Genomic DNA, 19,626 nt, shown 5'->3' with positions numbered 1-19,626 from the left:
AGCCCCGAGATGCTCTCTTCCGTCGCGGTTCGTCTATCCCCCGTTGCCTTGCGTTCACTCATGCGCCGCCCAGAAAAACGACAGCCCCCGCCGGAGCGCGCTCCGGCGGGGGCTGTCGGCGTTGTTCGTCAGTCGCTGCTTGAGAAGTAGCTCAGCAGGCGCAGGATCTCCAGGTAGATCCAGACCAGGGTGACGGTCAGGCCGAAGGCCATCAGCCAGGAGTACTTCTCCGGGGCGCCGTTCTTCACCCCGCGCTCGACCTCGTCGAAGTCGAGGAGCAGGAAGAAGCAGCCGATGAGGATCGTGGCGATGCTGAACACGTAGGACAGCGCACCGCCCGACCGGATGCCGATGCCGTCCTCGATGAAGTAGCCGGCGACCAGGTTGATGAGCATGAGACCCATCAGGCCCAGGCCCGCCGCCACGACGAACTTGGTGAACTTCGGCGTCACGCGGATGATGCGCAGCGAGTAAACGGTCAGCATGGCGGCGAACGCCAGAGCCGTACCGACCACCGCCTGGAAGACGATGCCGCTGTACAGGTTGTTGTAGACGTGGCTGATCACACCGATGGCGACGCCGTAGGCGACCGCGTAGCCGAGGATCAGCACGGGGTTGGTGCTGGACTTGAACGAGATGACCAGGGCGAGGATCAGGCCGACGATGACACCGGCGATCGCCGCGACCATACCGAGGTTGAGCGCCCAGGCCACCGCCGCCGAGACGACAAGCGTGCCAAGCGTGATGAAACCACGCACGACCACGTCGTCGATCGTCATCGTCCGCTGTGCGGGCGGCGCGTATGACGGCGTGTTGTACATGCCCTGAAGCTGCTCAGGGGTGGGGGTCGGCGTGCCCCAGCCTTGCTGCTGGCCCTTGGCCTGCCGACTGAAAACGGGGTTCTTGCTCTCCATCGCTGCCTCCACGCTGCGACCTACGCGATCAGCGTATTAGATCGGTTGTCACACGGCCGTATCGTGCTGATATCTATGTTGTCCAAGTGGCCGTACGGCTACCGCCGACATTGCCAACGAACAAGTGGTGCGTCCGGTTCCCGGGCCTCACATCTGTTTCGCCGATCGCTCGTCGAAAAGCCGCTGTGACGCCTCGACCTCGTCGAGGTTGCGGCGCGCCCACTCGCAGATGCCGGTCACGGCCACCGACAGGTCCCGGCCCATCCGGGTGAGCACGTACTCCACCGTGGGCGGTGAGGTCGGATAGACGTTGCGCTCGACGATGCCGTCGCGCTCCAGGGCCCGCAGCGTCCGGGTCAGCATGCGCTGGTTGATCCCCTCGACCCGCGTCTTGAGCCGGGAGAACCGCTGGGCCCCGTGCCCCAGCGCCGCGATCACCAGCAGGGACCACTTGTCCCCGATGTGAGCGATCACCTGCCGGGCGATCCCGTTGGCCCTGAGTATGGGCTCCAGGTTCGCTTCGTCCCTCATGGTTACTATTTTATACCTGGGTCTCCAGCGAAATCCCAGACGGTACGGCATCACGTTCGCACCGCTCGCCGGCCGATCGCGAGCAGGCGACGCGGTGCCCGCGAAGTCCGGCCTGTTCCGAGGGAGGCGCCCCCGGCCGGGCGGGCCCTCTCAGCGGCGGCCGGTTCCGATACCCGCGAGCCTGCTCAGGGCTTCGAAAGCGCGTTCCGAGGAGACGCACGGCTCGGGCTGGCCGACGACGAGTTGATGGCCCTCGGGGCCGCCGACGCGGAGCACCTCGTTGTGCAGGGTCATCTCGCCGACCTCGCCGTGACGGTAGGAAACGGGCCGGTGCGTCCTGATCCGGACGTCATGGCGGGCCCATATCCGCCTGAAGTCCTCGCTCTCGCGCGAGAGCTCCTGGACCAGTTCCAGCATGGACGGGTCCGCGGGGCCCGGCCCCCCGATGGCGCGGAGGTGGGCCACCAGGGAGTGGGCGTGCTGCTCCCAGTTCACGTAGAACTCGCGCGCGACGGGATTGAGGAAGGCCAGCCGTAGCCCGTTCCCGTAGTCGTCCACCCCTTGGTAGAGAACGGTGGCGAGTGAGTTCTTGGCGAGGAAGTCGAGCCGGCGGTTCACCGCGAACACCACCGCGTGATCACACCCCTCCATGAACCTCCGCACGTCCGGCCGTAACCGGTCGGCGCACCCGACCGGCCCCTCGCAGGGTCTCCGGTCGTGTACGAGATCACGGAGGTGCATGGTCGCCTCGGCGTCGAGCTGGAAGACCCGCGCCAGAGCCTCGATCACCCGGGCCGACGGGTTGCGCTCCCGCCCCTGCTCCAGCCGGATGTAGTAGTCGGTGCTCACGTCGGCGAGCGCCGCGACCTCGTCCCGGCGCAGTCCGGGGATCCGGCGAGGAGTGCGTGGCAGCCCCACCTGGTCAACGGTCGTGACCTCGCGCCGAGCGCGAAGAAACGCGCCGAGCGGATTCTTACCGTCCATATTGCCAAGTTACGGTCAGGCCTGTCAGAAGGGAAGCGTGGTGAGACGCCCGCCTCGCCGACGCGCCCAGCGAGCGGGCCGGGTACGGCGGCACCGCACCCCGTCCGGCCGCATCCGGCCGCATCCGGCCGCATCCGGCCGCATCCGGCCGCATCCGGCCGCATCCGGCCATATCTGTCCTCATCCGGCCACGCGAAGGGCGCGAGGGGCGGGAGCACCTCGCCCCTCGGCGAATCCGGAACGCGCCCGAGGAAACTGATCACATTTAGGTAACCGCGAAAGTTTCACGAGGGCATTTGGGATGGACAGCCGTGGCCGTTCGCCACCGGCCATGGAGAGCCCGATAACGAGGAAAGGCCCATGACCGCGTTTTCACTGGTCATGGGCCTTGTTCGGCAGATCGCCATGAGTGCCCCCGGAGGGACTCGAACCCTCACTCGAACCCTTTTAAGGGGTTTGCCTCTGCCATTGGGCTACGGGGGCGCCGTAATCATACGTAACGGACCACTCATGCGTAACTGCTCAAGGCAACCGTCGCATCACTTTCATTGGGAACCCGCGGATCGCCCCGGCTTCGGAGAGACCCGGTCAAGAAATAGCACACCGCGGGGAACGGCGAACTCGGAGGTGGGCGCCGTCGCCCGCCTCCGGTTCCGGGAGCCGGGTCCGCTCCCGGAACGGAAGTTCAGTTCGCCGCGGCGGCGCGGAACTCCGTGCGCGGCTCCTCGATCTCCCCGAGGGAGACGGTCTCGCGCTTGAAGAAGAGCGCGAGGGTCCAGTCGGCCGTCACCCGGACCTTGCGGTTGAAGGTGGGCACCCGCGACAGGTGGTAGGTACGGTGCATGAACCACGCGGCGAGCCCGCGGAGCTTGATCCCGTAGACGTTGGCGACGCCCTTGTGGAGACCGAGCCCGGCCACCGAGCCGACGTACTTGTGCCGGTAGTCGGCGAGCTCCCGCCCGTGCAGGCTCCGGGTGATGTTGTCGGCGAGGACCTTGGCCTGCCGTACGGCGTGCTGCGCGTTGGGCGCGCAGTACTGGCCGGGGTTGGTCAGGTCGGGCACCCCCGCCACGTCTCCGGCCGAGTAGGCGTCCTGGACGCCGGCCACGGTCAGGCGGGAGGTGGTCTTGATCCGGCCGCGCTCGTCGATCGGCAGGTCCCCGGCGTTGACGACCGGGCTGGGCTTCACCCCCGCGGTCCACACGATGGTGGCGGCCTCGAACTCCTCGCCGTCGGAGAGCTTGACCAGGCCGCCCTCGCAGGATTCGAGGCGGGTGTTCATCTTGACCTCGATGCCGCGCTCGCGCAGCTGCTCGGCGGTCCACGCGCCCATCTCGGGGCCGACCTCGGGGAGGATGCGGTCGGTGGCCTCGACGAGGACCCAGCGCATGTCCTCGCGGGAGATGTTCCGGTAGTAGCGGGTGGCGTCGACCGCCATGTCCTCCAGCTCGGCGAGCGCCTCGACGCCCGCGAAGCCGCCGCCGATCACGACGAAGGTCAGGGCGCGCCTGCGCAGCGCCTCGTCCTCGTCGCTCTCGGCCCGGTCGAGGAGTTCGAGCACCCGGTTGCGCAGCGCGATCGCCTCGCCGACCGTCTTGAAACCGATCGCGGAGTCGGCCAGGCCGGGGATGGGGAGCGTGCGGGAGATCGATCCGGCCGCCATGACCACGATGTCGTAGTCGATCTCGTGCGGCGTGCCGACGTTGGGGGCGAAGGTGACGGACTTGGCCGCGTGGTTGACCTTGGAGACCTTGCCGTTGAGGATCGTCGCCTTCGAGAGCACGCGGCGGAGCGGGACGACCACGTGCCGGGGCGAGAGGTTTCCCGCGGCGGCCTCGGGGAGGAACGGCTGGTAGGTCATGTGGGATTCGGGGGTCAGGACGGTGATGCGCACGCTTCCTTCGCGGAGTTCCTTGCGGAGGGTGTGCTGCAGGCGCAGCACGGTGTAGAGGCCGACGTAGCCTCCACCGACGACCACGATGTGCTTGGAGTTGCGGTTCACTTCGACGCCATCCTTTAGTTTCATAGCTTGTGAAACCTTTCACAAGCATACGCTCGGGCCCCCGATCACGCCAGCCGCCCAACCGGCAATACGGCCATATTTTTCGCTACCGGTTAGAAACACTCACTCTTCTCGGCAGAATTCCCGCTGATCTTCTCTTTGTGATCGAGTTCACAAGGCCCGAAGCGCGTTCGCCCTGGTGAAGAGGTCGTCGAGCATTCGCGCGGTCACCCGGCCGGTGAAGGTGTTCTGCTGGCTGGGGTGGTAGCAGCCCAGAAGATGCGCGGAACTTCCCCCGGGAGAGGTGATCTCCACCTCCGCGCCGTGCCCGAAGGGCGGTCTCGGCCGCGGCAGGGCGTATCCGGCGTCCCTCAGCGCGGGCCAGATCGCCTGCCAGGCGAAGCCTCCCAGCGCGACGACCACCCGTACGTCCGCCGAGACCAGCGCGACCTCGCGCGACAGCCAGGGCAAGCAGGCGGACCGCTCGGCGGGCTCGGGCTTGTTGGCGGGGGGAGCGCACCGGACCGCCGCCACCATCCGCGCGCCGACGAGCCGCTGGCCGTCCCCCGCGCGAAGGCTGGTCTCCTGTACGGCCAGGCCCGTCCGGTGGAGCGAGGCGAACAGCCAGTCGCCGCTGCGGTCACCGGTGAAGATCCTCCCGGTCCTGTTGCCGCCGTGCGCCGCCGGCGCCAGCCCGACGATGAGGATCTCGGGCCGCTCGTCGCCCCAGCCGGCGATGGGCCGGCCCCAGTAGGTCTCCTCGGCGAACGCCCGCCTCTTGACCGTCGCCACCTCCTCCCGCCACTCCACCAGGCGCGGGCAGGCCCGGCAGACCGACTGCGCGGCCGTGAGCTCCGCGAGGGTGAGGCTCTCCCCCGCGAGTTTCCGCACCTCGGCGGGGTCGTGCGCGACGGGGGTGCCGGGCCGGGCGGGATCGTCGGGCCATCCGGGTCCGGGAGGAACATGGGTCATCCCTCGATGGTGCCCGACGCGGGAGAGCACGAGGTACGGCGGGCGGGTGCCGCCGGGGGCGGGCCCGAGGAGCCGGGCCTCGGGACGTGGCGGACGCTCCGGGTGCGGGAACGCGAAAGGCGGCGCCCGCTGGGTGCGGGCGCCGCCTGTCTCACTCGGGACGCGGCCCGGCGTCAGCCGCCGGGCGCGCTACCTCGACCTACCGTGCCGTCAGGCGCCGGAGGTGACGGTCGGAGTGGGGGTGGGGGTGGGGGTCGGCGTGGGGGTCGGGGTCGGGGCGACCTTGCAGACGACCTTGGCCACCGCGGCGTCGGTGGTCGGGCCACCCGCGATGTCGATCGCGCGCTTGGACTCGCCGGAGACCGAGGTGGTCCAGCTGTCGAACACCCGCTCACGCTGCGTGCCGTGACCGCCGAAGTAGAGCGACTTCCACTCGCCCGCCACACCGTTGGTGATCCAGCGGTACTTCACGGCGGTGCGACCGGTCACGCTGATCACGCCGCTGAACGTACGGGTCGTCGGGCAGGAGCCCTCGTAGGCGGCGACGGAGTCGACGGAGGCCCAGACCTTCGGCGACGGGTCCTCACACCGGATCTTGAAGTAGGCGCGGTTGGAGGAGGCCTCCACCGGGCCGACGATCTCCAGCGAAGCCCAGCCCCTGAAGTCGTCACGAGGCTTGATCACGTGGAAGACCTTGCGCGAGCCGTCGACGCGGACGGCGTCGCGGTCGACGACGCGGCCGTTGACGACCCACTGGTAGCGCACCCAGCGGACGCCGGAGGCGTGGATGCGGCCGATCAGGGCGGCCTTGCAGTTGCCCTCGTCGACCCACACCTGAGCGCCGACGCGGGGAGGAGTCTTGATCTCGTGGTCATCGCTGGAGCCACAGGAGACCGAGAAGTAGCCCTTCGAGGACTTCACGCCGCGGGGGGCCAGGACCTGGACGGCCTGCCAGCCCTTGACGTTGCCCTTGAAGGTGGCCTTCTCCTTGACGGTGAAGCTCTTGACGCCCTTGCCGCGGAAGGTGAAGGACTTCACCTTGCTCTTGGAGCCGTCTCCACGCAGCCACCGGTAGGCGACCGTGGTCTTGCCCTTGACGGCCTTCACCTTGATCTTCGAGGAGAAGGTCACGTTGACGGGGCACTCACCCGCGTACTTCGCGGGGGATGCCTTGGGGGTTCCGGCAGAGACGGCCGGCCTCGGCTTGGCGGCGGCCGAGGCCACCTTCCCCGCCTGGCTCGATCCGCCGGCCGCCGCCGCCGCGGGCGTGGCCAGCATGCCTACTGCCATGGTTGCCAGCATGGCCGCGCTGGCTCCTGCTGCGGCTAGCTTTCTGGCTAGTCCGGACTTCATGAGGGGATGCTCCGTTCGTTGGGAAGCAAAATCGCTCAGGAGACGGTTGCCGCCCCGACAACAGCTGTGCCGGGCCCCACGGCAAAGCCTCACTAAAGCTTCTTTACCTAACCATAAACGGGAAGCTTTCCTCAATACTCCCTAAACAGGCGAATTGTCTAGGTCTTGTTATGACTCGGCGGCAGACCACGCGATCCCGTCGAGGATGTCGTGCTCACTGGCGACCACGTCGCCGAAACCGTACCGGGTGACAATCCGGTTCAGGATGAGAGCGCCCGCCCCGATCACGTCGACCCTTCCGGGATGCATGAGGGGAATCGCCGCCCGCCGTTCAACGGTCATTCCAAGCAAGCGCTCGGCGATGTCATGCACCTGACCTGCGGTAATTCGCGAGTGGTGAATTTTCTCCGGGTCGTATTCCGGCAGGTCGAGCGCTATTCCGGCCACGGTGGTGACGGATCCGGCGAGCCCGACCATCGTCAGCGCCCGCTCCACGGGCACCTCGGCCGCGACCCGGTCGAGCGCGTCGTCGATGTCGGCGGTCATCGCCTCGATCGCCTCGGCCGACGGAGGGTCGCCCGCGCCGCGCAGGTGGCGCTCGGTCAGCCGGACACACCCGATGTCGACCGACAGCGCGGCCTCCACGTGCGCCGAGCCGAGCACGAACTCGGTCGAGCCGCCGCCGATGTCGACCACGAGGTACGGCGGGCGGGTGCCGTCGGGGGCGGGCAGGCCCGTCTCGTGCGAGAACCGCACCAGATCGCGGGTGGCCCCGGCGAACGACAGCTCCGCCTCCTCCGCACCGGTGATCACTTCGGGCTCCACCCCGAAGATGTCGCGCACGCCGTCCACGAAGTCCTGCCGGTTGGCGGCGTCTCTCGTGGCGCTGGTGGCGACCACCCGGACCGAGGAGGCCCCGTGCTCCCGGATGAGCCCGGCGTAGCCGCGCATGGCGGTGAACGTGCGCTCCAGGGCCTCGGGCGCCAGCCTGCCGGTCTCGTCGACCCCCTGGCCCAGCCGGACGATCTCCATCCGGCGCTCCAGGTCGATCAGCCTGTCCCTGCCGATGTCGGCGACGAGCAGGCGGACGGAGTTGGTGCCACAGTCGATCGCGGCGACGCGGATCACTCGGTCTCCTTCGGGGTCGATGTCGTGGCCGGTGCCTGGGTCGATGCCTGGGTCGATGTCGTGGCCGGTGCCTCGGCGTGGGCGGCGCACGGACCGGCGGACCACCAGTCGCCGAGCGCGTCGAGGGTCTCGCGGCCGAAGGGGTTGCTCCCGGGAACGGCCAGCTCGTGCCCGGCCAGGGCGTGCAGGCACTTCACCCGGTTGGGCATGCCCCCGGTGCTCTGCATGTCGCGGGGCAGCGGCTCCAGGCCGTCCTCGGCGGCGGCCCTGTCGCGACGCGCCACGTAGTCCTCGTGGGCGGCCAGGTACGCCTTGGCCAGCTCCGGGTCCTCGGCGAGCCTGGCCTGCATGTCCCGCATCAGCCCCGAGGTCTCCAGCGTGCCGATGGCCGAGGCGGCCCTGGGGCAGGTGAGGTAGAACAGGGTCGGGAAGGGCGACCCGTCGGGCAGCCTCGGGGCGGTCTCGACGACGTCGGGCAGCCCGCACGGGCAGCGGTGCGCCACCCCCCGCAGTCCGCGCGGCGTCCGGCCGAGCTGTCGCTCCACCGCCGCCACGTCGCGATCGTCAACCATTCGTGACACCCCCTGAAAGACGACACCCAGGGTATCGGCGTCACCCGGTGGCCTTGGCCGCCTTCTGCCCCCTGCCGCTGTCGACGGCCTTGACCGAGTCCCACAGCGTCTCGTACCACGGCGGCCTGGCGACGGCCTTGCGCTCGCCGGCCGTGCCCTTGCCCGGCGAGGGAGAACCTCCCATGACGACGTAGCACTTCTGCCCGGGGTCGCAGTAGAAGAGGCGCTCCCTGCCCTGCCGCTTGATGAAGCCGGGGTCGAGAAGCTGCTTGGCGCGGTCGTCCAGGGCCTTGATCGCGGCGATCTCCCTGGCCTTCTCCTGCTCCAGCTGGGCGATCTGGCGGCGCTGGGCGACGTACTCCCTGATGGGGTAGGCGAGGCTCATGGCGATCGCGCACACCACGATCGCGAGCACCGCGGCCCGTCCCGTCAGCTGCGGCCGTGCCGCCATGCGCCCTCCTCGGTCTTCGTGTTCCCGTGGGCCATCGTGGCGTCGTCCGCCGTGCCCGGCACGGCGGACGCGACACCGGCGGGGAACGATCTCCCCGCGTCGATCCGGTATCGGTCTCGATCTCCGGTCTCGACCTCCGCCGTCGCTCCCCGGTGCCGGCCGCTCCGCGCCGGTCCCCGCACGCCGGTCCCCTCGTCGGGGATCGGGGCGGGGAGATCGGCGCTCGTCCGCGGTGCGGCCGGCGGTGCGGCTCGTGCCCGGAGCGGGCGCGAGCCGCCAGACGAAACTACCGCCGGAAGCGCGGGAAGGCGGCGCGACCCGCGTAACGGGCCGCGTCGTCCAGAAGCTCCTCGATGCGGAGCAACTGGTTGTACTTGGCCACCCGGTCGGAGCGGGCCGGGGCGCCGGTCTTGATCTGGCCGCAGTTGGTGGCCACGGCGAGGTCGGCGATCGTGGTGTCCTCGGTCTCGCCGGAACGGTGGCTCATCATGCAGCGGTACCCGCTGCGGTGGGCCAGGTCCACGGCGTCGAGGGTCTCGGTCAGGGTGCCGATCTGGTTGACCTTGACCAGCAGCGCGTTGGCGGTGCCCTCGGCGATGCCGCGGCCCAGGCGCTCGGGGTTCGTCACGAACAGGTCGTCGCCGACCAGCTGGACCTTGTCGCCCAGGGCGCGGGTGATGGCGTTCCAGCCCTCCCAGTCGCTCTCGTCCAGCGGGTCCTCGATGGAGACCAGCGGGTAGTTCGCGACCAGGTCCTCGTAGAAGGCGATCAGCTCGGCGGCGGACAGGCCCTTGCCGTCGATGGTGTAGACGCCGTCCGAGTGGAACTCGGAGGCGGCCACGTCGAGGGCGAGCCCGATGTCCTCTCCCGCGACGTATCCGGCCTTCTCGATGGCGACCAGGATCAGGTCGAGCGCGTCGCGGTTGGAGGGCAGGCTCGGCGCGAAGCCGCCCTCGTCACCGAGGCCGGTGGCGTAGCCCTTCTCCTTCAGGACGGACTTGAGGGCGTGGTAGACCTCGGTGCCCATCCGCACGGCCTCGCGGAACGTCTCCGCCCCGATCGGGGCGATCATGAACTCCTGGATGTCGACGTTGCTGTCGGCGTGCGCGCCGCCGTTCAGGATGTTCATCATCGGCACCGGCAGCACGTGCGCGTTCGGCCCGCCGAGGTAGCGGAAGAGCGGCAGCTCGGCGCTCTCCGCGGCGGCCTTGGCCACGGCGAGCGAGACGCCCAGGATCGCGTTGGCGCCCAGGCGGGCCTTGTTGGGCGTGCCGTCCAGGTCGATCATGACCTGGTCGATGCTGCGCTGCTCGGCGGCGTCGAACCCGAGGATCTCGTCGGCGATCTCGTCGGTCACGCCGAGAACGGCCTTCTCGACACCCTTGCCGCCGTAGCGCTCGTCGCCGTCACGCAGCTCGACGGCCTCGAACTGGCCGGTGGACGCGCCGCTGGGAACCGCGGCACGCCCCTGGCTGCCGTCGTCCAGGAGGATGTCGACCTCAACCGTCGGGTTGCCCCGGGAGTCAAGGATCTCTCGGGCGGTAACGCCCTCGATGGAAGCCACGAAGCGCTCCTAAAGTCGCAGGACAGTTTGCCTCAGAAGCCTACCGAGACCTACTTACCGGTACGGCGGCCGGGACGCTTCCGGACGATGTTCGTAGGGGGGACGGAAGGTGACCTGGACGCGCCTCGCTCCGGATCCGAGGATCCACCGGTCCCGGCGCGGGGCCGCCGGGCCCGGCGGCCGGGCTTCGGCGCGGCTCCGGACCGGCCCTGGAGCGGCTTGGGCCCGGCCCTGGAGCGGCTCCGGAGCGGCTCCGGAGCGGCCCCAGAGCCCCTTGGAGCGGCCTCAGAGCGCCTGGGCGCGGACCTGGTCGCGGTAGGCGCGGGCCACCGCGCGCAGCTCGGCCTCCGGGTCGAGCCCGGCCTCCCCCGCCTGCCGTACGAGCTCGAAGAGCCTGGCCCCCAGACCGTCGGCGGGAACCCCCTCGGGGAGGGCCGCGGGGGCTCCGGCGCGCTCGCCGCGGCGCAGGAGCTGCGCGGCGAGCGAGAGGGCGGGCTGGCCCATCGGGACGCCGTCGACGGCCGAGCCCGGGTCGCCGCCGTTCTTGGCCGCCCGCTCGGCGGCCTTGATGGTCTCCCAGTTGGCGCTCACCTCGCCCGCGCCCTCCACCCGCGTGTCGGCGAAGACGTGCGGGTGGCGGCGGACGAGCTTGGCGACGATCCCCTCGGCCACGTCGTCGACGTCGAACCCGCCGGGCCCGTCGCCCGCGACCCGCGCGTGGAAGACCACCTGCAGGAGCAGGTCGCCCAGCTCCTCGCGCAGCGCGGTGTGATCACCCTCCTCGATGGTCTCCAGCACCTCGTAGGCCTCCTCGATGAGGTACGGGGCCAGGGACTCGTGGGTCTGGCGGGCGTCCCACGGGCACTCGACCCGGAGGCGGTCCATCACCGAGACCAGGTCGAGCAGCCGCGCGCCCGGCAGGTCGTACGAGCCCGGCACGACCTCGATCACCGGCGGGTCGTCGAGCGCCACGGCGGCGTGGCCGATGGAGCGCATCAGCGCCTCGTCGGCCTCCAGCCACACGACGGTCGCCGCCTGGGCCTCGCGGACCAGCGCGGCCGGGTCGCAGGCGACCACCTCGACGTCGACCCCGGCCTCCGCCAGGTAGGGCAGGTGTGGGTGGTCGGCGGACCCGGTGCGTACCGGGCCCTCCTCCAGGACCCGCCACGCGTGGCGGGTGAGCAGCCCCGGGGCGACCCGGGGCGAGGTGGTGACGACGATCAGCGGCATGCCCGGAGGCTACTGCTGCGGCGGCGCGGGCGGCGCGTCGGCGGGGCCGGGGGCCGCGGGGGCGCCGAAGCGGCCGGCGTCGACGAAGACGCTCGGCTGCTGCTCGCTCCGCTGCTTGTTCGGCGTGCCGTAGCGGGGGTTCCAGGTGATCGGCACGGCCTGCAGGTCCTTGACCGCCTGCTCCTGGCCGCGCTGGACGGCGGCCTCGTCCGTGCCGCCGCCGTACTTGGCGATGAGCTTGCTGAACAGCAGCTGCGCCCGGATGAAGGACCGCATCTGCGAGGGCGCCACGGCGTTCTGGAGCAGCTGCTGCTCCAGCTTCTGCTGGCCACCCTGGCCGGCGACCAGCTGGTCGATCTCGCCCTCGGTGATCGTCATGCCCTTGCTCTCCGCGACCTTCTCGAACTGCTTGGCGTTGGCCAGCTGGAAGAGCACGAGCTGCGGGACGCTGTCCTGGAACTTGAGGTCCGCGGCGGTGACATTGGCCTTGGCCAGCGCCGCCTCGTACTCGCGCACGTTCCTGTCCAGCTCACCGGAGCTGATGCGCTCCCCGCCCACGACGGCGGCGGCGCCGGCCTGGTTCGGAGTGCAGGCGGTCAGCGCGACACCGGCGGCGGCGACCGCCAGGATGACGCGGATTCGAGTCGACTTCACATGCGTTCCCTTCACGACAAACGCCGCTTACTCTACCCGCACCGTTTCGAGGAACATCGCCTCGACGAGATCACCGCACCACTTGAGCAGATCCAGGTCGCGCAGCGGCTGGCCGCCGAGGGGCCTGGTCTTGGGCACCGGCACGAGCAACGTACCGGCCGCCTGCTTCAGTAGCGCCTTCGGGTAAAGCCTTTGCAACCTGACCTGCTGGGAGTCCTTCAGGTCCACCGGCGCGAACTTGATGTTCTGCCCCTGCAGGGTGACGTCGGTGAGCCCGGCGCGGCGGGCGCGGATGCGGAAGCGCGCGACCTCCAGCAGGTTCTCCACCTGCTGGGGCGGCCGTCCGTACCGGTCCACGAGCTCGTCGCGCACCGCGCCGATGTCGGAGTCGGAGCCGATCGCGGCGATCCGCTTGTAGGCCTCCAGCCGCAGCCGCTCGGAGGTGACGTAGTCGTGCGGGATGTGGGCGTTGATCGGCAGCTCGACCTTGACGTCGGGCCGCTCGTCCTCCCGGTAGGTGCCCGCCAGCTTGGCCTTCTGCTCCTGCACGGCCTCGGCCATCATCCGCACGTACAGGTCGAAGCCGACGCCCGCGATGAAGCCCGACTGCTCGGCGCCCAGGATGTTGCCCGCGCCGCGGATCTCCAGGTCCTTCATCGCGACGTACATGCCCGCGCCCATCTCGGTGTGCTGGGAGATGGTGGCCAGGCGCTCGTGGGCGGTCTCGGTGAGCGGCTTCTCCGGCGGGTACAGGAAGTAGGCGTAGCCGCGCTCGCGGCCCCGGCCGACCCGGCCGCGCAGCTGGTGGAGCTGCGACAGGCCGTAGTTGTCGGCCCGGTCGACGATCAGGGTGTTGGCGTTGGGCACGTCCAGGCCGGACTCGACGATCGTGGTGCAGACGAGCACGTCGAAGTCGCGCTCCCAGAAGCCCACCATGATCTTCTCCAGCTGGTGCTCCTGCATCTGGCCGTGCGCGACGGCGATCCGCGCCTCGGGCACGAGCTCGCGCAGCATGGCCGAGACCTTGTTGATGCTGGCCACCCGGTTGTGGACGAAGAACACCTGGCCGTCACGCATCAGCTCGCGGCGGATCGCGGCGCCGATCTGCTTCTCGTCGTACGGGCCGACGAAGGTGAGGATCGGGTGCCGCTCCTCCGGCGGGGTGAGGATCGTGGACATCTCCCTGATGCCGGTGAGGCCCATCTCCAGCGTCCGGGGGATCGGGGTGGCCGACATGGCCAGCACGTCGACCTGGGTGCGCAGGTGCTTCATGGCCTCCTTGTGCTCGACGCCGAACCGCTGCTCCTCGTCGATGATGATCAGGCCGAGCTGCTTGAACCTGACCTCCGGCGAGAACAGCCGGTGCGTGCCGATCACGATGTCGACCGAGCCCTCCCGCAGGCCCTCCATGGTCGCCTTGACCTCGCCGTCGCTCTGGAACCGCGACATCGGCCGCACGTTCAGCGGGAACCCGGAGAACCGCTCGGCGAAGGTCGACATGTGCTGCTGCACCAGCAGCGTGGTCGGCACCAGGACGGCCACCTGCTTGCCGTCCTGCACCGCCTTGAACGCCGCCCGCACCGCGATCTCCGTCTTGCCGTAGCCGACGTCGCCGCAGATCAGCCGGTCCATCGGGATCGGGCGCTCCATGTCGCGCTTGACCTCGTCGATGGCCTCCAGCTGGTCGCCCGTCTCGGCGTACGGGAAGGCGTCCTCCATCTCCCGCTGCCAGGGGCTGTCGGGCGCGAAGGCGTGTCCCGGCGAGGCCATCCTGGCGGAGTACAGGCGGATCAGCTCTCCGGCGATCTCCTTGACCGCCTTCTTGGCCTTGGTCTTGGCCTTGGCCCAGTCGGCGCCGCCCATCCGGTTGAGGGTGGGCGACTCGCCGCCGACGTAGCGGGTGACCTCGTCGAGCTGGTCGGTCGGCACGTAGAGGCGGTCGCCCTTGGCGTACTCGATCACCAGGTACTCGCGGGTGGCGCCCTGCACGGTCCGCTGCACCATCTCGACGTAGCGGCCCACGCCGTGCTGCTCGTGCACGACGTGGTCGCCGACCTTGAGCTGGAGCGGGTCGACCATGTTGCGGCGCCGGGAGGGCAGCCGCCGCATGTCCTTGGTCGAGGCCTTCTGGCCGACCAGGTCGAGGTGGGTCAGCACGGCCAGCGCCGGGGTCACGAACCCGTGCTCGACCAGGCCCGTGGTGACGTGGACGACCTGCCTGTCGGGCACGGTGTCGAGGCCCGGCTCCAGACGCGCGGGCAGGTCGACGCCCTTGAGCAGCTCGACCATGCGCTCGGCGGGGCCGTGGCCCTCGCTCAGCAGGACGACGACCCGGTCGGAGTCGAGCCAGCCCTTGATGTCGGCCAGCGCCCGCTGGGTGTCGCCCCGGTAGGACTCCACCTCGCGCGCCCTCAGCGCCTGCCCTCCGCCCGGTCCCCCGGTGACCGCGGAGTCGTCCTCCGCGCCGGCGCCGAACGGCGCGAGCGACCACCAGGGCTGGCCGAGCCGCCGCGCGTGGTCGCGGACCTCCTCCAGGTCGCGGAACGCCGCCGCGCCCAGGTCGATCGGCGCCTCACCGCCGGACGCCGCGTTGATCCAGGACGCCTCCAGGAACTCCTGGCTGGTGCGCACCAGCTCGTCGGCGCGCCCCCGGATGCGCTCCGGGTCGCACACGAAGATCGCCGCCTGCCCCGGCAGGTGGTCGATGAGCAGGTCCATCTCCCCGGCGAGCACCGGCGCGAACGCCTCCATGCCCTCCATCGGCACGCCCTCGGCCAGCTGCTCCAGGATCTCCGCCAGCGAGGGGTGCGCCTCGGCGAGCTCCCTCGCCCTCTCCCTGACCTCGGCGGTCAGCAGCAGCTCCCGGCAGGGGGCGGCGAACAGGCCGTCCTCGGCGACCTCCAGCGAACGCTGGTCGGCGACCTTGAACCAGCGGATCTCCTCGACGGTGTCGCCCCAGAACTCCAGCCGGAGCGGGTGCTCCTCCGTGGGCGGGAAGACGTCCAGCAGGCCGCCCCTGACCGCGACCTCGCCGCGCTTCTCCACCATGTCGACCCGGTGGTAGCCGTTCTCCACGAGGTTGTGGACGACGGCGTCGAGATCGGCGTCGTCCCCGGCGCGCAGCCGCACCGGCCGCAGGTCGCCCAGCCCCCGGACGATCGGCTGGAGCAGCGCCCTGATCGGCGCGACGACCACGTGCAGCGGCCCCGCCGAGTGGTCGCCCGCGACCGGGTGCGCCAGCCTGCGCAGCACCGCCAGCCGCTGTCCGACGGTGTCGCTGCGCGGCGACAGGCGCTCGTGCGGGAGCGTCTCCCAGGCGGGGAAGACCGCGACGGTGCTCTCGTCCAGGAGGCTGGTGAGGGCCGCGGCGAGGTCCTCGGCCTCGCGCCCGGTGGCGGTCACCGCGAGAACGGTCCTGGCCGCCCCCTTGGCCCCCTCCCTGACCAGCGCGGCCACCGCGAAGGGACGCAGCGCCGGCGGCGCGACCAGCGACACGTCGGACGAGTCGCCCCCGCGCACGTCCTGAAGAAGGGAAGCCAGCTCGGGCTCCCCGGCGACAAGGTCCAGAAGTCCGGAAAGACTCATAAGATTCGCCCTCAGCCCCACGACGGCAACACGACAACCCCGGGCCGGGAAGACACGGGGGGTACCTGCTCAAGGCTACTTCCCCGGGCGCCCGCTCTCGCAAAGAGTGGTAAATGCACGGCGAATCGTGCTGAGTTGACTACTCTCGGTTACATGTCAGAGGTGAGGTCGGTCGTCGATCGAGACGACTTGTTGAGTCAGCGGATCAGGGAACAGTGGAGCGGCCAGCTCGGCAGGCGGCTCGACATCCTGATCGCCGGGTGCGGATGGCCCGAGCCGCTCGATCTGGCGCAGACGGAGTCCAGGGTCATCGGGATCGACGAGGACCTGCCCGTGTTGCGCACGAGCACGTCCGCCCGCAAGGACCTGGACTCCTGGGCGCTGGGCGACCTGCGCTCGGTGCCGGTGCCCCCGCGGGCGTTCGACATCGTCTACGTGTCGTTCCTGCTGGAGCGGATCGAGCACTCCGAGCTGGTGCTCGACCGGCTGCTGACCGGCCTGCGCCCCGGCGGGCTGCTGCTGGTCAGGATGCGCGACCGGGCCTCGGCGTACGGGGCGTGCGACCGGCTGGCGCCCACGAGGCTGCGGCGGGCGATGTGGCGCAGGTTCGCCCCCGCGGGGACCGTGGGCCCGCTGCCCGCCGTCTACGAGCAGGTCGCCTCGCGCGAGGGGATGCACTCCTTCTGCCTGGTACGCGGGCTGATGGTGACCGAGGACGTCTACGCCAGCAGCGGGCCCGCGCTCCGCGGACCTCTCGGTAAGCTTGCCCGCGCCGCCTGCTCGGTGGTGGAGGCCCTCTCCAGGGGAAGCCGGTCCGCGTCCCACGACGAGATAACCATGGTGATCCGCAAGCCCCAGAGCCACTTCGCCCGGTTGATCTGAGATCCACCGGACCGGGGCGCCCTGGATCCGCCGGACCCGTGGATTCCCGGACCGGTGGACTCCCGGACCGGTGAATCTCCGGACCGGTGGACCGCCGGCTCGCCGGACGGGGGCGCCCATCGTGAGCGGGCGAGGCAGGAAAGTCCGACGATCACGATGGTGGAGCAGATGAAGGCGCCTTTCGAGTGGACCCCCGACGCCCGCGAGCTGGCCGACCTCGAGCTGCTGCTCTCCGGCGCCTTCAGACCGCTGGCGGGCTTCCTGAGCTCGGCGGACGCGCACTCCGTGGACGAGCGCGGCACGCTCGCCGACGGCACGCCGTGGCCCGCGCCGGTCACCCTCACCCTGCCGGACGACCACCCGGCCTCCCCCGGCGACCGTGTCACCCTGCGTGACCCCGAGGGCGCGGCACTGGCCGTGCTGACCGTCACCGGGCGCGAGGACGGCTTCGCCTCCGGTCCCGTCGAGCCCCTGGACTCCCCCGAGCACGGGCCGTTCGCCCGGCTCCGCCTCACCCCGGCGCGGGTCCGCGAGGCACTGGACGGGCGCGAGTCGGTCCTGGCCGTCACCATGCGCGGGCCGCTGGGCGACCTCGGCGAGATCGTGGCGACCGCCCAGGAGCTGGAGGCGTCGATCCTGCTGCTCCCCCTGGCGTACGGCGAGGGAGGGCCCGCGGTGGTCCGCGCCGCGCTCAAGGCCCGCGACGGGCTGCCCGAGGGCACGCTCGTGGCGGTGGTGCCGCTGGCGCCCAGGGAGCCCGCCATCGACCTGGAGCTGCGTGAGCGCGTGGCCGAGGCCTACGGCGCGACCGAGCACCTGGCGGGCCCCGAGCCCGTGACGCTGCCCGGCCCCCCGCACCGGCGGGGGCTGGTGGTCTTCCTCACCGGCCTGTCCGGCTCCGGCAAGTCGACCGTCGCCCGGGGGCTGCGCGACGCGCTGCTGGAGCGCGGCAGCCGCACGGTGACCTACCTCGACGGCGACGTGGTACGCCACCTGCTCTCGGCGGGACTGACCTTCTCCAAGGAGGACCGCGACCTCAACATCCGCCGCATCGGCTTCGTCGCCGCCGAGGCCGCCAGGCACGGCGGGCTGGCGATCTGCGCGCCCATCGCCCCCTACGCCGCCACCCGCGAGGAGGTACGGGAGATGGTCGAGGCCGTCGGCGCCGACTTCCTGCTGGTCCACGTGTCCACCCCCCTGGAGGAGTGCGAGCGCCGCGACCGCAAGGGGCTCTACGCCAAGGCCCGCGCGGGGCTCATCCCCGGGTTCACCGGCATCTCCGACCCGTACGAGGAGCCGGACGACGCCGACCTGGAGATCGACACCACCGGCATCAGCGTGGACCGGGCGGTGCACCAGGTGCTCGACCCGCTGATCCAGGGCGGCTGGATCCGGTGAGCCGGATCTGACGCCCCGGCCCCCTGGGCCACCCGGCCGGAGGGGACGGCGCCGGCCGACACGGGGCCGACCGGCGCGGGCGGCGGTGCCGAGGCGCGGGTCAGTCGGCGGGGACGGCGGCGTTGAGGCGCGCGTCGCGGGCGAGCTCACCGAAGGCCCTCCGGCCGCCGGGCGTGGTGTCGAACCGGGTGTCACCCCGTGGGGCGCGCGGCGAGTCGAAGTAGATCAGGGCCTTGATCTGCGGATACTCGCCGAGCTCCTGGCGTACCGAGGCGAAGAACGACTCCTTGAACCCGAGCCTGTCGTGACGTTCGAAGACGCCCCACTCGGCGAGCATGACGGGTTTGTCCGGGAAGCGTTCCCGCATCCACCGGTAGAACCCGGGCCACCGGGGGAACTCGGGGCGGGTCTTGTTGACCAGCCCGTCGAAGCTGTGGACCCTGTGGTCGACGTAGGGGTCCATCGCCACCCAGTCGACCACGTCGTCACCGGGGTAGAGCTTCTCGAACCAGGGTTCCGACGCCCAGTTGGGCGCGCCCATGTAGGTCATCACCGTGACCGCGTTGGTCACGCCCTTGTGCCGCAGGCGCGTCACCACGTGGCGGAACATGGCGGCGTAGTCGGCCGCCGTCATCCCCCTGCCGCGGGCCTCCCGCACGTCGTTCTCCGGCTCGTGGTGGACGGTGAGGAAGAACCTCTCGGGGAAGGTCCTCACGATGTGGGCAGCCAGCCGGTCGATCCGCGCGTCCAGGGCCCCGTGGGCGATCTGCTCCCAGGTGTGGTCGAAGGACGGCTTCCAGTTGACCAGCAGCAGCCTGCGGCCGTCCGGGTCGCGGGCGATGGCGCGCTCCGCGGGGGTCGGGAAGAGCTCGTCGCCCCGGTGGTAGACGTGCATGATGTCGGCCGCCCGGCCCATGCGCCGCTCCGCCCGCTCCAGGGCCCGCCCCGGGGGCCTCCCCGTGAAGATCTCCGGCGCGATGCCCCACCAGGCGCCGCAGGAGGGGACGAGCCTGGCGCTGACCTCGCAGGCCGCCCCGGACGGCTCCGGCACCCTGGTGATTTCCGGCACTCCCGGCACTCCCGGCGTGTCCGGGGCTTTCTTCGCGCCCGCGGCGTTCGAGGTCCGACCGCCCCCGCTCAGCCCCGCGACCCCCAGCACGAGGATGCCCAGTGCCAGCGTCAGGACGAGGCAGGAACCGGCGATTCTTATCACGCGCGGAACTACGTCTAAAGCGGCATTTGTCCGATGCACCGGTTCCTCACAGATGTCGCATGTACGCATTCACGGACGGCCTTCGACCGCCACGGGGAAACACCTTCCCATCGCCCGGACGTGCCTCGTCCCTGACTTTGCCTGTCCATGCCGTAGCCCCGGAGCGGACGACGGGAAATATCGGATAAACGGT

The 19,626-nt window shown here is 70.6% G+C and carries 16 protein-coding genes and 1 tRNA gene; 2 read left to right on the top strand and 15 right to left on the bottom strand.

Translation table 11 applies throughout. The annotated features are described in order from the left end of the window. Window positions 1–128: 128 nt before the first annotated feature. From AC5L38_RS18760 to mfd, 14 genes are all read right to left on the bottom strand, one after another. Window positions 129–914 (bottom strand): Bax inhibitor-1/YccA family protein, encoded by a 786-nt coding sequence (locus AC5L38_RS18760; protein WP_495244090.1) that lies wholly within the window; start codon window positions 912–914, stop codon window positions 129–131. 147 nt (window positions 915–1,061) lie between these two features. Next, window positions 1,062–1,445, bottom strand: a complete 384-nt coding sequence (locus tag AC5L38_RS18755; RefSeq protein ID WP_495244089.1) for a winged helix-turn-helix transcriptional regulator — start codon at window positions 1,443–1,445, stop codon at window positions 1,062–1,064. A gap of 150 nt (window positions 1,446–1,595) precedes the next feature. Continuing rightward, window positions 1,596–2,429, bottom strand: coding sequence for a helix-turn-helix domain-containing protein (locus AC5L38_RS18750; RefSeq protein WP_495244088.1), 834 nt, complete (start codon window positions 2,427–2,429; stop codon window positions 1,596–1,598). 410 nt (window positions 2,430–2,839) lie between these two features. Continuing rightward, window positions 2,840–2,912: transfer RNA gene (locus AC5L38_RS18745), tRNA-Leu, on the bottom strand. A gap of 202 nt (window positions 2,913–3,114) precedes the next feature. Beyond that, window positions 3,115–4,455: an NAD(P)/FAD-dependent oxidoreductase gene (locus tag AC5L38_RS18740; RefSeq protein ID WP_495244087.1), complete on the bottom strand. Its 1,341-nt coding sequence runs from the start codon at window positions 4,453–4,455 to the stop codon at window positions 3,115–3,117. Window positions 4,456–4,602: 147 nt separating this feature from the next. Beyond that, window positions 4,603–5,403 (bottom strand): uracil-DNA glycosylase, encoded by an 801-nt coding sequence (locus AC5L38_RS18735; RefSeq protein ID WP_495244086.1) that lies wholly within the window; start codon window positions 5,401–5,403, stop codon window positions 4,603–4,605. A gap of 210 nt (window positions 5,404–5,613) precedes the next feature. Continuing rightward, window positions 5,614–6,693 carry a hypothetical protein gene (locus AC5L38_RS18730; RefSeq protein ID WP_495244085.1) on the bottom strand — a complete coding sequence of 360 codons (1,080 nt, stop codon included), beginning with the start codon at window positions 6,691–6,693 and terminating at the stop codon, window positions 5,614–5,616. Between the two features lie 231 nt (window positions 6,694–6,924). Beyond that, window positions 6,925–7,884 carry a Ppx/GppA phosphatase family protein gene (locus tag AC5L38_RS18725; protein WP_495244084.1) on the bottom strand — a complete coding sequence of 320 codons (960 nt, stop codon included), beginning with the start codon at window positions 7,882–7,884 and terminating at the stop codon, window positions 6,925–6,927. After that, the gene (locus AC5L38_RS18720) at window positions 7,881–8,456 is read right to left on the bottom strand and encodes a DUF501 domain-containing protein (RefSeq protein WP_495244083.1); all 576 of its coding nucleotides are present in this window, start codon (window positions 8,454–8,456) and stop codon (window positions 7,881–7,883) included. Before AC5L38_RS18720 ends, AC5L38_RS18725 begins: the two co-directional genes overlap by 4 nt. A gap of 40 nt (window positions 8,457–8,496) precedes the next feature. Next, window positions 8,497–8,907, bottom strand: a complete 411-nt coding sequence (locus tag AC5L38_RS18715; protein WP_495244082.1) for an FtsB family cell division protein — start codon at window positions 8,905–8,907, stop codon at window positions 8,497–8,499. 286 nt (window positions 8,908–9,193) lie between these two features. Continuing rightward, on the bottom strand, window positions 9,194–10,471 hold the full coding sequence (gene eno / locus AC5L38_RS18710; protein WP_350971782.1) for a phosphopyruvate hydratase: 1,278 nt from the start codon (window positions 10,469–10,471) through the stop codon (window positions 9,194–9,196). 285 nt (window positions 10,472–10,756) lie between these two features. Beyond that, a complete protein-coding gene (locus AC5L38_RS18705; protein WP_495244081.1) occupies window positions 10,757–11,701 on the bottom strand; it encodes a nucleoside triphosphate pyrophosphohydrolase in 945 nt (314 codons plus the stop codon). A 9-nt stretch (window positions 11,702–11,710) separates the two neighbouring features. Then, entirely contained in the window at window positions 11,711–12,355 is a 645-nt protein-coding gene (locus AC5L38_RS18700) for a SurA N-terminal domain-containing protein (protein ID WP_495244080.1), read from the bottom strand. Between the two features lie 27 nt (window positions 12,356–12,382). Continuing rightward, window positions 12,383–15,940, bottom strand: coding sequence for a transcription-repair coupling factor (gene mfd, locus AC5L38_RS18695; RefSeq protein WP_495244079.1), 3,558 nt, complete (start codon window positions 15,938–15,940; stop codon window positions 12,383–12,385). Window positions 15,941–16,093: 153 nt separating this feature from the next. Here mfd and AC5L38_RS18690 point away from each other — a divergent pair, with 153 nt between their 5' ends. Both AC5L38_RS18690 and cysC read left to right on the top strand, forming a co-directional pair. Next, on the top strand, window positions 16,094–16,822 hold the full coding sequence (locus tag AC5L38_RS18690; RefSeq protein ID WP_495244078.1) for a class I SAM-dependent methyltransferase: 729 nt from the start codon (window positions 16,094–16,096) through the stop codon (window positions 16,820–16,822). Window positions 16,823–16,876: 54 nt separating this feature from the next. Next, complete coding sequence (gene cysC, locus AC5L38_RS18685) at window positions 16,877–18,220, top strand: adenylyl-sulfate kinase (RefSeq protein WP_495244077.1); 1,344 nt, start codon at window positions 16,877–16,879, stop codon at window positions 18,218–18,220. Between the two features lie 100 nt (window positions 18,221–18,320). On the opposite strand, the gene AC5L38_RS18680 is transcribed toward cysC, so the two are convergent. After that, window positions 18,321–19,433 carry a glycoside hydrolase family 26 protein gene (locus AC5L38_RS18680; RefSeq protein ID WP_495244076.1) on the bottom strand — a complete coding sequence of 371 codons (1,113 nt, stop codon included), beginning with the start codon at window positions 19,431–19,433 and terminating at the stop codon, window positions 18,321–18,323. Window positions 19,434–19,626: the final 193 nt, after the last annotated feature.

The sequence above is a fragment of the Streptosporangium nanhuense genome, from assembly GCF_059358815.1.
Note: the sequence above shows the minus strand (reverse complement) of the source record. Positions and strands in the feature narration are given on the sequence as shown.